We start from the raw sequence: 12,264 nt of genomic DNA, 5'->3' as shown, positions 1-12,264 counted from the left end.
CCCCCGCTCCGCCGACGGACGCCCCGTCCTCTTCCGTTCCGACGGACACGGACACGGACACGGACGCCGGTACGGGCACGGGCACAGGCACCGGTACGGACACGGACACCGGCACGACCTCTCCCGCGCCGTCCGCGTCGCCGTCACCCACGCTCAACACGCCCGCGGAGGCCTCGTCCCCCTCCTCCGCGCCGCCGCAGACCACGGCGCCCGGCCTGCCGCGTGAGGGCGCGACACCGCTCACCACGCTCCGCCTCGCCCTGGACGTGCCGCTGCCCGCAGGCATCGAGGCCACCGACCGCTCACCCGCGCGGCTGGCGGGTGAGGTGCGGTTCACCCCGGAGGTGTTCTTCCAGTACGAGAAGCGGCGCGGTCTGTCCGTCCTGCCCGAGCGGGCGGCCGTCGGGCTGGGCGGCTCGTACGGATACGACTGGCAGGTCCACGGCAAGGTGAGCCGGGCCGTGGACTCCGGAGAGATCACCCGGCCGCTCGCGGCGGTCACCGGCCGGCACACCTTCTGGGTGGGTCCGGTGCCCGTCGTCGTCAACACCGAGGTCGTCTTCGTATACCGCTTCACGGCCGACGGGCGCATCGTCCTGGATGCCGACCAGCGCACGACGGGCTCGTTCGACATCGGCGCCCGCTACGACCGTGCCCAGGGCTGGCAGCCCGTCCGCCACGCCGAGCAGCGCACCGAGGGCGACCAGCCGCGCGTCGAAGGGTCGGCCACCGCCCAGGCCGTCATCGGCGCCAGGGCCAAGGTCTCCCTGTACGACGCGGCCGGAGTCGGCGGCGACCTTTCCGTGCAGCTCCGGGGTCGCGCGAGCGCGGCGTCGGACGGAGAGCCCGCCTGGGAGCTGACGGCCGGGTACGACCTGAAGACCGAACTGATGCTGCAGTTGAGGATCTTCGGCATCAGCGTCGTGGACCTGCGCACCACTCCCTTCACCCTGCGCGACGAGCGACGCCTCTTCGGTCAGGGCACGCCGACGGCGTGACACGGCCCTGACGGACGGGCGCCGGCGCTCGGTTCGGCGCCCGTCCGCTGGGGCTCCTCCCCTCCGGAACCAACGTCCGCGTTGCGTGGACTTCGGGGCGACGCTCCCGCGTTGCTGCTGACGGAGGAGGACGTGCGGCGGCTCGGGCTGCGCGGTGCGCTGCTGCTCATCGTGGCCCGGACCGGCTGACCGCGGAACCGCGCAAAACGCGGAAGGGCCCGTACGACGTGAGACGTCGTACGGGCCCTTGCCGTATCGCGGTACAGCCCTACGGGCCGAAGATCACTTGGTGATCTTGACGACCTGGCCGGCGCCCACGGTCCGACCACCCTCACGGATGGCGAACTTCAGGCCCTCCTCCATGGCGACCGGCTGGATCAGCTGGACGGACATGGTGGTGTTGTCGCCCGGCATGACCATCTCGGTGCCCTCGGGGAGGGTCACGACGCCGGTCACGTCCGTGGTACGGAAGTAGAACTGCGGGCGGTAGTTGTTGAAGAACGGGGTGTGGCGACCACCCTCGTCCTTCGACAGGATGTAGGCCTGGGCCTCGAACTCGGTGTGCGGGGTGACCGTGCCCGGCTTGATGATGACCTGGCCGCGCTCGACGTCCTCGCGCTTGATACCGCGGAGAAGCAGACCGACGTTCTCACCGGCCTGGCCCTCGTCCAGCAGCTTCCGGAACATCTCGATGCCGGTAACCGTGGTCTTGGTCTTCTCTTCCTTGATGCCGATGATCTCGACTTCCTCGTTCACCTTGAGGATGCCGCGCTCGATACGGCCGGTGACGACGGTGCCGCGACCGGTGATCGTGAAGACGTCCTCGATCGGCATGAGGAACGGCTTGTCGACCTCGCGCTCCGGCTGCGGGATCGACTCGTCGACGGCCTTCATCAGCTCGAGGACGCTGTTGCCCCACTCCTTGTCGCCCTCGAGGGCCTTCAGAGCGGACACCTTGACGACCGGAACGTCGTCGCCCGGGAACTCGTACTCGGTGAGCAGCTCACGGACCTCGAGCTCGACGAGCTCCATGATCTCCTCGTCGTCCACCATGTCGGCCTTGTTCAGGGCGACGACGATGTACGGAACGCCGACCTGGCGGGCCAGGAGCACGTGCTCCTTGGTCTGCGGCATCGGGCCGTCGGTGGCGGCGACCACGAGGATGGCGCCGTCCATCTGGGCGGCACCGGTGATCATGTTCTTGATGTAGTCCGCGTGACCCGGGCAGTCGACGTGGGCGTAGTGCCGGGACTCCGTCTGGTACTCGACGTGCGCGATGGAGATGGTGATACCGCGCTGGCGCTCTTCGGGAGCCTTGTCGATCTGGTCGAAGGCCGAGGCCTCGTTCAGGTCGGGGTAGGCGTCGTGCAGCACCTTGGTAATGGCCGCCGTAAGGGTGGTCTTACCGTGGTCGATGTGACCGATGGTGCCGATGTTGACGTGCGGCTTAGTCCGCTCGAACTTCGCCTTCGCCACTGGGGTCCTCCTGTGGACTGGTGCTGTACGCCCTCCGCTCTTTGCGGAAGGGTTCAGGTGGTCTTACCGAACCGGCCAGGACCCCGAGGGGGATGCCCTTGACCCGTTCGCTCTGAAAGGGCTGGCGGCCGGGGTTCCCGGGCGGGACGCGGAAGGCGTCCCGCCCGGTTGCCCCGATTGCCTTTGCTACAGCCTAAAGGCTGTGACGACGGCTGCTAGCCGAGGTCACTCACCCTTGGCCTTCGCCACGATCTCCTCGCTGACGTTCTTGGGAACCTCGGCGTAGGAGTCGAACTGCATCGAGTAGCTTGCGCGACCGGAGGTCTTGGAGCGCAGGTCACCCACGTAGCCGAACATCTCGGAGAGCGGGACCAGGCCCGTGACGAGCTTGGCACCTCCCCGGTCCTCCATGGACTGAACCTGTCCACGGCGGGAGTTGATGTCACCGATCACGTCGCCCATGTAGTCCTCGGGCGTGGTGACCTCGACCTTCATCATCGGCTCCAGCAGGGCCGGGCTGGCCTTGCGGGCGGCCTCCTTGAAGGCGATCGAACCGGCGATCTTGAACGCCATCTCGGAGGAGTCGACCTCGTGGTAGGCGCCGTCCAGCAGCGTCACGCGGACGCCGGTGAGCGGGTAGCCGGCGAGGACGCCGAACTCCATGGCCTCCTGGCAGCCGGCGTCCACCGAGGGGATGTACTCCCGGGGGATGCGGCCACCGGTGACCTTGTTGACGAACTCGTAGCCGTCGCCTTCCAGCGGCTCGATCGAGATCTGCACCTTCGCGAACTGACCGGAGCCACCGGTCTGCTTCTTGTGGGTGTAGTCGAGCTTCTCGACCGGCTTGCGGAGGGTCTCGCGGTAGGCCACCTGCGGCTTACCGACGTTGGCCTCGACCTTGAACTCGCGCTTCATACGGTCGACCAGCACGTCGAGGTGCAGCTCGCCCATACCGGCGATGATGGTCTGGCCGGTCTCCTCGTCGGTCTTGACCTGGAAGGACGGGTCCTCCTCGGCCAGCCGCTGGATCGCGACGCCCAGCTTCTCCTGGTCGCCCTTGGTCTTCGGCTCGATGGCGACCTCGATCACCGGAGCCGGGAACTCCATGGACTCCAGGATGACCGGCTTCGCCGGGTCGCAGAGCGTCTCACCGGTGGTGGTCTGCTTGAGACCCATCACGGCGATGATGTCGCCGGCGCCCACCGACTCGATCTCCTCACGCTTGTTCGCGTGCATGCGGTAGATCTTGCCGATGCGCTCCTTGCGGCCCTTGACCGAGTTGAGCACCTGGGTGCCCGACTCGAGGCGGCCGGAGTACACCCGGACGAAGGTGAGCTTGCCCAGGTGGGGGTCGCTCATGATCTTGAAGGCGAGCGCGGACAGCGGCTCTTCGTCCGCCGGCTTGCGCGTGATGACCTCTTCGGAGTTGTTGACGGCGTGGCCCTCAACAGCTTCGACGTCCAGCGGCGACGGCAGGTACCGCACGACCGCGTCGAGCAGGGGCTGCACGCCCTTGTTCTTGAACGCGGTACCGCAGAACACCGGGGTCACCGTGGTGGTGCCCTCCGCGCCGGTGGAGGCGAGGGTGACGCGGCGGATGGCCGCCATCAGCTGCTCCTGGCTGGGCTCCTGGCCCTCCAGGTACAGCTCCATCATCTCGTCGTCGTTCTCCGCGACGGCCTCAAGGAGCTTGCCGCGCCACTCGGCGGCGGCCTCCGTGTGGGTGTCGGGGATGTCGACGACGTCGTAGGCCTCGCCGAGCTTGGTCTCGGCGGACCAGACGAGCGCCTTCATCTGGACGAGGTCGACGACGCCCTGGAAGTCCGCCTCGGCGCCGATCGGCAGCTGCATGACCAGCGGCTGGGCGTTGAGGCGGTTGACGATCATGTCGACGCAGCGGTGGAACTCGGCGCCGGTGCGGTCGAGCTTGTTGACGAAGCAGATACGCGGAACGCCGTAGCGGTCCGCCTGACGCCACACCGTCTCGGACTGCGGCTCCACACCGGCGACACCGTCGAACACCGTCACGGCACCGTCGAGCACGCGCAGGGAGCGCTCCACCTCGACCGTGAAGTCGACGTGACCCGGGGTGTCGATGATGTTGATGGTGTGGTCGACGTTGTCCAGCGGCCAGTGACACGTGGTCGCGGCCGAGGTGATGGTGATGCCGCGTTCCTGCTCCTGCGCCATCCAGTCCATCGTGGCGGCGCCGTCGTGGACCTCACCGATCTTGTAGCTGACGCCGGTGTAGTACAGGATCCGCTCGGTGGTGGTCGTCTTGCCCGCGTCGATGTGGGCCATGATCCCGATGTTGCGGACCTTGGCCAGGTCAAGTGAAGTGGTAGCCATAAGGCTTCAGTCTTCTCTCGGTCTCGATGTGGGTAGCGACTACCAGCGGTAGTGCGCGAAGGCCTTGTTGGACTCGGCCATCTTGTGGGTGTCCTCGCGCTTCTTCACAGCAGCGCCGAGGCCGTTGGAGGCGTCGAGCAGCTCGTTCATCAGACGCTCGGTCATGGTCTTCTCACGGCGGGCGCGGGAGTAGCCCACGATCCAGCGCAGCGCGAGAGTGGAGGAGCGGCCGGGGCGGACCTCGACCGGCACCTGGTAGGTGGCGCCACCGACACGCCGCGAGCGGACCTCGAGGGTCGGCTTCACGTTCTCGAGCGCGCGCTTGAGGGTGATGACCGGGTCGTTGCCGGTCTTCTCCCGCAGACCCTCCATGGCGCCGTACACGATGCGCTCGGCGGTGGAGCGCTTGCCGTGCAGGAGCACCTTGTTGATGAGGGACGTCACCAGAGGAGAGCCGTAGACCGGGTCGATGATGACCGGGCGCTTCGGGGCAGGGCCCTTACGAGGCATTCTTACTTCTCCTTCTTGGCGCCGTAGCGGCTGCGAGCCTGCTTGCGGTTCTTGACGCCCTGGGTGTCGAGGGAACCACGGATGATCTTGTAGCGAACACCCGGCAGGTCCTTCACACGGCCGCCGCGCACGAGCACGATGGAGTGCTCCTGCAGGTTGTGGCCCTCACCCGGAATGTACGCGGTGACCTCGATGCCACTGCTGAGCTTCACACGGGCGACCTTGCGGAGCGCCGAGTTCGGCTTCTTCGGGGTGGTGGTGAAGACACGCGTGCAGACACCACGGCGCTGCGGGGAACCGTCAAGCGCGGGTGTCTTGTTCTTCTCGACCTTGTCCTGCCGGCCCTTACGGACCAGCTGCTGGATCGTAGGCACAGTCTCTCCGGTTTCTGTGTGCCAGTCTCGGTAAAACTAACCTGAGTCACCTCCGACCCACGCGGTCGGGTGTGTCGTAGACCGCACAACCCGCCGGGGCGGGGCTCCACCATGGGGAGAGCGTGCAGATCCGGTGTCTCCCGTCCGCTCCCCGGCGCTGAGCGCGGGAAGAGCGCAGGGGACACCCCAGGCACAAGGTCAGAGCGTACCTACCGCACACGCCGGGGTCAAAAGAGAACGGGCGCGACGAGGCACGGCGAAGCGGTCCGGCGGCACCGGCGCCCCCGCCCGCTCACTCGGACCACCCGGCAACCTGCCCGGGCCGCACTGCCGCCAAACCCGCCCGAAAGACGGAGACAGCGGGAGTCGCGGCAGGCCTACGCGGCCGCCAGGCCGAGACCGAACACGATGAGCAGACCCCAGAAGGCGATCGCGAGGTAGCCGATGACCAGCCCGGCTGTGGCGTAACCCTCACCGCGCTCACCGGTCCGCTTGATCTCGGACTTCGCCTTGTGGCCGAGGATGACGGCGGGCACGGCCGTGACACCCCACGTCATCGGCGCCAGCACCCCGCAGATCAGCGCGCCCACCGCGCTGCCGTTGTTGGAGACCGGCGGCGGCGCGGCCCAGTACGGCGTCACCGGCGCGAGCGGCCGCGGATGCCCCTGGAACGTCACGGGCAGCACCGGCGCCGGCTGCGGCCCGGACATCGGCACCGGCCCCTGCGGCAGATCGACGATCAGCGGCTGGATCTCGGCGTAGGTGGCCGCGCTGTGCACCCGCTGGAGCCGCTGGTCGTACTCGTCCTTGCTCAGCCGGCCCTCCGCGTAACCGGCCTTGAGCACGTCGGCGGCGCGCTCCCGGTCGGCGTCCGAAGCACGCATCATCGGATTGTGTCCGGGCTGGCCCTGACCGCCCTGCCAGTTGAGCGACATCCCCAGCACCTCCCCGCCCTCGGCCGATTCTTCCCCCATCATCCCCGACGCTCGGGGCGCGCGGTGAGTTCCCCCTCACAGGGGGACAAAATCGCAACACACGACGGCGGCGGACGGCGCGCGGCACCCGGCACGCGCCCCGCGGAGCCTCCAGAAACGGTCCGTCACGCCTTCCGCATGTCCAACGGGTGTTCGCTCCACTACATTGTGCGCACGAAGATCGAGCGCACGGCGGCGGCCCGGCGTCAACAGGACACCCGTGGCCTCCTCCGGGAACTCGGGGGAAGTCAGCATGTCCGGAGTGTCAAGCGCCGAGGAGACCGGTCTCGACGACCAGGTCCCCTTCCTGGCGCGCCTCGAACGCGAGGACCGAATAGCGCTGCTGGGCCTCGGCCGGGAACTGCGCTACCAGGCCAGGGACCACCTCATCCACCAGGCCGAGCCGTCCGCGCACATCCTCCTGCTGCTCGGCGGCTGGACGAAGGTGACGGCCCGCGCGGCCAGCGGCTACGTGGCGCTGCTCGCGTTACGCGGCCCCGGCGACGTCATCGGCGAGTCCGCCGCCCTGACCGGCCGCCCCCGCTCGGCGAGCGTGGTGGCCCTGGAGCCGGTCCACGCGGTCGCGGTCGACCACGCCCGCTTCCGCGACTTCCTCACCGCCCGCCCGCAGGCCGCCCTGCGCCTGCTGTCGCTGGTCAGCGACCGCACCCGGGCCGCCGACCGGCGCCGCCTGGAGTACGCCTCGCTCGACGTCAAGGAGCGGCTGGCCGCCCTGCTGCTGGAACTCGCCCGCTCCCACGGCCACCGCACCGAACGCGGCATCGAACTGACCGTGCCGCTCAGCCAGGAGGAACTGGCCGGCTCGGTGGGCGCGTCGAGCGAGTCCGTGAAGAAGTTCCTCACCGAACTGCGCCGCGAGGGCGTCGTCGCCACCGGCCGGCGCTCCACCGTCCTGCTCCGCCCCAACGTGCTGCGGAAGATCTGCGCCGCCAACCGGCCCTGACCGCCCTTCCCCGCCGACGGTCCGGGTATTCCTACCCGTTCGGTGGGGGCGGTTTCCCCTCACACGACCGGCCGCGCCGGCGGCACCCTCGACACACCGGCCGCGCCACCACCCGCGCCGCCCATCCGCGCCACCCGTCCACGCAACCCATCCGAGAGGGCCATCGACCATGAGCGATCCCGTCAGCCGCGTCATGCTGCTCTTCGACATCGAGCGCTACAGCGACCGCGACGACGTCGAGCAGGCCTACCTGCGGCGCATGCTCTACGACGTCGCCGACCGCACGCTCGCCGCCGCCGGTGTCGAGGAGACCGCCCACCGGCGCGCCGACCGGGGCGACGGGCTCATCGAACTCCTCGACGCCGACGCCTCCCTGCCCGCGCTGCTGCGGGCGCTGCTGACCGAGACGCCGGTGCTGCTGCGCGCGGTCAACCGGATGGCGTCCAGCAGCGCCCAGATCCGGCTGCGCGCCGTGCTCGCCACCGGCTACGTCGCGGTCGACGAACTCGACGGCTGGGTCGGCTCCGACCTCAACCACGCCGCCCGGCTGCTGGACGGCGCCGAACTGCGGGCCGCCCTGCGGGAGCGGACCGACGACTTCGCGCTGTGCGTGTCGACGGGCGTGTACGAGGGCATCGTCCGGCACGGCTACCCCGGCATCCCGCCGGAGGAGTTCACCGCCGTCACACCGGACAGCAAGAACGGCCGGCTGCGGGCCTGGCTGCACGGCCCCGGGCCGCGCGCGTCGCAGGGGAACGCGCGCGGCCCGGCCGCCGAGGCACCGCCGGGCGGTACGCCGGAGGGCGCCGCTCCGGCCGGTAGCGCCCAGGCGGGCGCCGCGCCCGCGGCAGGCGCTCCGGCGAGCGGGCGCGGCGGGGGATTCACGTTCCACGGAAATCCCAGCTTCGGCGGCGACGTCTTCACCGGCGACAAGCGGACGCAGGAGGGGGCCGTCGTCAAGGGCGACGTGTACATCGGCGGCGGCCGCCGCCGCGCACCGCGCGCCGAACCCCCGGCACGGCGTGAGAGCCCGCAGCACCGGCAGAACCCGCACCACCAGGACGAGGAAGAGGCATGAGTTCCACCGATCCCGAGGAAGCGGCCGGTCGGGCCGCCCCTCCGGCAAGCGAGGACGGCGAGCCGGAGCAGCGCCCGGAGAACACCGCTCCGGACGACGGCGACGGCGGCGAACGCTCCGCCGCCGACGAACCGGAACAGGCACAGAGCGCCTGGCGGGCCCGCCAGGACCTGTTACGCCACCGGCCGTCCTTCACCTTCGGCCAGTCGGCGCGCTTCGACGGCGACGTCGTCGGAGGCGACCAGCACACTCTCACCGGCGGTCGGGTCGAGGGCGACGTCATCGTCGGCCAGACCGTCTACCAGCTCGGCACCGGCCGGACAGGCGCGGCCTCCGGCGAGATACCCGCCGACACGTTGGACGAGCTGGCCGCGTGCTTCAGCGACGTCCAGCCCGGCGACACCGCGGACGGCGGTGTGCTCGACCGGCTCGTCGAACGGCTGCGGTCCGAGCGGCTGCTCGTCCTCGCCGGGCCCCGCCACTCCGGGCGCCGCAGCGCCGCCCTGGTCCTGCTCCACCGCCTGGGCGTCGAGACCGTCCGAGCCCTGGACCGCGACACCCCGCCGGGCGAGCTGGCCGCCCGGCTCGACGCCTCCTGCGGCTATCTGCTCGGCGAACTCGACCACCAGCGGACCGGCGAGCTGCGCGAGGCCCAGCTGATGGCGGCCAGGGAGGCGCTGGTCGAACACGACGGCCACCTCGTGGTGATCACCGGCCCGGAGCCCCGGCTGGAACACGTGACCATCGCCCGCTGGTACCCGCCGCCGGCCCGGCACGTCCTCCACGCGCACCTGCGCCACCTCACCGACGAGACCGCCGCCGGGCGGCTGGTCCGGCACCCGGCCGTGGAGGCGTTCCTCCACCACGCCCCGCAGCCCCGGGAGGTCGCCGCCTTCGCCGAGCTAGCCGCCCGGCACGTGCGGGGCGAGGAGGGCGAGGAGGCGCTGGCCGACTTCTCCCGCGCCACCGTCGAACGCCAGGTGCAGGAGTGGTTCGACGACCCGGAGCTGCATCTGCGGGACAAGGCGTTCCTCGTCGCCCTCGCGGTCTTCGACGAGGCCCCCTACGCGCTCACCGCCGAGCTCGGCGACCTGCTGTACGCGCTGCTGCAACGCACCGAGGACCCGTTGGAGCCGCCCCGCGTGCCGGTCTTCGGCACGTCCGTCGGCAGCCGCGTCAAGCTCGCCCGCGCCCGCACGTACACCGCCGAGGAACCCACCGAGTGGGGCCCGGTGCCGCAGCTCAACGCCGCCTTCGAGGACCGCCGGGCGGCGCTCGTGCTGCTCCGCGAGGTGTGGACGGGCCACCCCTCCGCCCGCCCCGGGCTCATCGGCTGGCTGCGGGAACTCGCCGACGACGGCCGCCCGCTCGTCCGCACGCGGGCCGCCGCCGCCGCGGCCGTGCTCACCGCCAGGGACCTGCCGTCGGCGATGGCGCTGCTCGTCCACGACTGGGCGACCTCGCCGCGCCCGCACCGCCGCATCGTCGCCGTGAACACGCTCGCCCTCGCACACGCGATGGGCGCGCCCGGCGTCCCGCGCATCGTGCGGTCGTGGTGCGGAGCCGACGAGCCGTTCCCGCTGCGCTGGACCGCCGTCCGCGCGTACGCGCTGCTCGGCGAGGAGCGCCCCACCGAGGCGCTGCGCGCGCTGCGCGACGCGGCGGCCGGCGAGGACAGCCACGACCAGCGGGAACTCCTCGCGGAGGCCGCCGAGTCGGCCGCGCTGCTGCTGCTCTCCGACGCCCGCGCGCCGGTGCTCGCCCAACTCCTCGACGCGGTCACCGGCGAACGCTCCGCGCGGGACTTCGCGCTCCGCGCGTTCCTCGCCGCCGCCGGCTGGAGCGACGGCGAACCCGGCGACACCGGCTCCCCGCACGGCCGCCCGGAACTCCTCGACCGCTACGGCCAGGCCGCCGCCCGGGACTCCGCCGCCGACGCCGAGGAACGCCACGGCATCGCCGTCATGTGGCGCGCCGCGCTCCGCGACCACCGCCACACCCGCGCCGCGCTCGCCATCCTCGGCGACTGGCTGCGCGTCGCCGAGGACGACCCGACGGCCGAGTGGGCGCTCGCCGCCCTGCTGCCCGCGCTCGTCGAGGACGCGACGGACCACGCCCGGCTCACCCACCGGCTGCGCACCGTGCCGCCCGACGAGGACGGCAGACCCCGGCAGGCCGCCGCGCGACTGCTGGCCCACCTCTCGTTCGCCCCCGCCCGCTGACAGCACCGCCCCACCTCCGCCGACGCACCACCGGGCCGCGCCGTCGGCCCGCACACAGAAAGACGCCAGAGCACATGGCCAACTTCCGCTACTCCCCCGAGTGGCAGCAGGCCGCCGACCGGCACTCCCAGCTGGTCGACCCGGTCCTCACCGTACGCAAGCTGACCCGCTTCGACACCTTCACCAACCGGCACCCCGCCCGGTTCGACAACGCGCACGTCTACGCCACGTCCAGCGGCACCTACGAGACGTACATGCCGCCGCAGCGGCCGCAACTCGCCGGCCGGGGCTACACCGCCGTCTACGAGGTCGACATAGGCGTCCACCGGGTCCGCGCGGAGCTCGACCTGCCCAGCGACAACGACGCCTTCGAGTTCGGCGCCGACGTCGACCTGACCTGGCAGGTCGTCACCCCCGAGGTGTTCGTCGCCAGCGGCCACCGCAACGTGCCCGGGCTGCTCTTCGACGAGATCCAGCGCCGCGCCCGGCCCGTCACCCGAGGCTTCGACATCAACAACAGCGCCGAGGCCGAACGCGCCCTCATCGACGCGCTCACCGCCTCGGGACCGCTCGCCGAGACGGTCGGACTGCGCGTCGACCACACCGTGCGGCTGCGCCGCGACCGGGCCAGCATCGACCACCAGAAGAACCTCCAGGCGATCGGGCACGTGGCCGCCGAGGCCGTCCTGTCCACGCAGGAGGGCATCCGGTACGACGCCGTCGTCGACGAACGCGTCCAGCAGCAGCTCCGGCAGCAGCACGCCCAGGCCATGCTCAGCGGCCAGCACCAGCTGGAGCAGCAGGCGCTGGAGGCGAAGAAGATCGAGTTCTACCAGTACCACCTCTCGCAGGGCGGGGTCGCCGCCTGGGCGATGCACCTCGCGCAGCACCCGGAGGACTCCCGGCTGGTGATGCAGAGCCTGCGCGAGGACCAGCTCCGGCTCATCCAGTCGCAGCTCGGCGTCGTCACGCAGGTGCTCACCAGCGAGCACACCGAGCTGCACCACCTGGCGGGTGTGCACGAGACGGCCATCGAGGTCGTCCGCGGCTTCCTCGCCCAACAACTCCCCGGCGCGCACGGCGCGCCGGGCGCGCCGGGCGCCCCGCCGCAGATCCCGGGGGCCGCACCCGCGCAGCCGTATCCCGCCGGCGCGCAGGGCGCGCCGGGCGTGCCGCCGCAGGTCCCCGGCGGGCCGCCCGTCACGCCGTACGCCGCCCCCGGGCCCGCGCCGGGCCCCGGCGGGCCCTACCCGCCGCCGCAGTACCAGGGGGCGCCCACGGGACCGTACGCGCCCCCGCATGCACCCACGCCCTACCAG

The 12,264-nt window shown here is 71.2% G+C and carries 9 protein-coding genes and 1 pseudogene; 5 read left to right on the top strand and 5 right to left on the bottom strand.

Annotated elements, in window-relative coordinates; all coding sequences use genetic code 11:
- Positions 1–998 (top strand): annotated as a pseudogene (locus tag FNX44_RS28065) (hypothetical protein); the annotation flags it as partial.
- A gap of 282 nt (positions 999–1,280) precedes the next feature.
- On the opposite strand, the gene tuf reads toward FNX44_RS28065, so the two are convergent.
- The 5 genes from tuf to FNX44_RS16400 all read right to left on the bottom strand — a co-directional run bounded on the left by tuf (position 1,281) and on the right by FNX44_RS16400 (position 6,681).
- Positions 1,281–2,474: an elongation factor Tu gene (gene tuf / locus FNX44_RS16420; protein ID WP_143649009.1), complete on the bottom strand. Its 1,194-nt coding sequence runs from the start codon at positions 2,472–2,474 to the stop codon at positions 1,281–1,283.
- Between the two features lie 225 nt (positions 2,475–2,699).
- The gene (gene fusA, locus FNX44_RS16415) at positions 2,700–4,823 is read right to left on the bottom strand and encodes an elongation factor G (RefSeq protein WP_143649008.1); all 2,124 of its coding nucleotides are present in this window, start codon (positions 4,821–4,823) and stop codon (positions 2,700–2,702) included.
- 39 nt (positions 4,824–4,862) lie between these two features.
- Positions 4,863–5,333, bottom strand: coding sequence for a 30S ribosomal protein S7 (rpsG, locus tag FNX44_RS16410; protein WP_143649007.1), 471 nt, complete (start codon positions 5,331–5,333; stop codon positions 4,863–4,865).
- A gap of 2 nt (positions 5,334–5,335) precedes the next feature.
- On the bottom strand, positions 5,336–5,707 hold the full coding sequence (gene rpsL / locus FNX44_RS16405) for a 30S ribosomal protein S12 (protein WP_143649006.1): 372 nt from the start codon (positions 5,705–5,707) through the stop codon (positions 5,336–5,338).
- Between the two features lie 377 nt (positions 5,708–6,084).
- Positions 6,085–6,681 carry a DUF1707 and DUF4190 domain-containing protein gene (locus tag FNX44_RS16400; protein ID WP_323369392.1) on the bottom strand — a complete coding sequence of 199 codons (597 nt, stop codon included), beginning with the start codon at positions 6,679–6,681 and terminating at the stop codon, positions 6,085–6,087.
- A 253-nt stretch (positions 6,682–6,934) separates the two neighbouring features.
- Here FNX44_RS16400 and FNX44_RS16395 point away from each other — a divergent pair, with 253 nt between their 5' ends.
- The 4 genes from FNX44_RS16395 to FNX44_RS28585 form a co-directional block, all read left to right on the top strand.
- Entirely contained in the window at positions 6,935–7,645 is a 711-nt protein-coding gene (locus FNX44_RS16395; protein ID WP_143649005.1) for a Crp/Fnr family transcriptional regulator, read from the top strand.
- A gap of 169 nt (positions 7,646–7,814) precedes the next feature.
- Positions 7,815–8,723, top strand: coding sequence for a hypothetical protein (locus FNX44_RS29715; RefSeq protein ID WP_323369391.1), 909 nt, complete (start codon positions 7,815–7,817; stop codon positions 8,721–8,723).
- A complete protein-coding gene (locus FNX44_RS16385) occupies positions 8,720–10,945 on the top strand; it encodes a hypothetical protein (RefSeq protein ID WP_143649004.1) in 2,226 nt (741 codons plus the stop codon). Before FNX44_RS29715 ends, FNX44_RS16385 begins: the two co-directional genes overlap by 4 nt.
- 74 nt (positions 10,946–11,019) lie before the next feature.
- On the top strand, positions 11,020–12,264 hold a 1,245-nt coding region (locus FNX44_RS28585; protein WP_143649003.1), incomplete at its 3' end, for a hypothetical protein.

It is taken from the genome of Streptomyces alkaliterrae (assembly GCF_007097205.2).
In the GTDB taxonomy this organism is placed as follows: Bacteria; Actinomycetota; Actinomycetes; order Streptomycetales; family Streptomycetaceae; genus Streptomyces; species Streptomyces alkaliterrae.
Note: the sequence above shows the minus strand (reverse complement) of the source record. Positions and strands in the feature narration are given on the sequence as shown.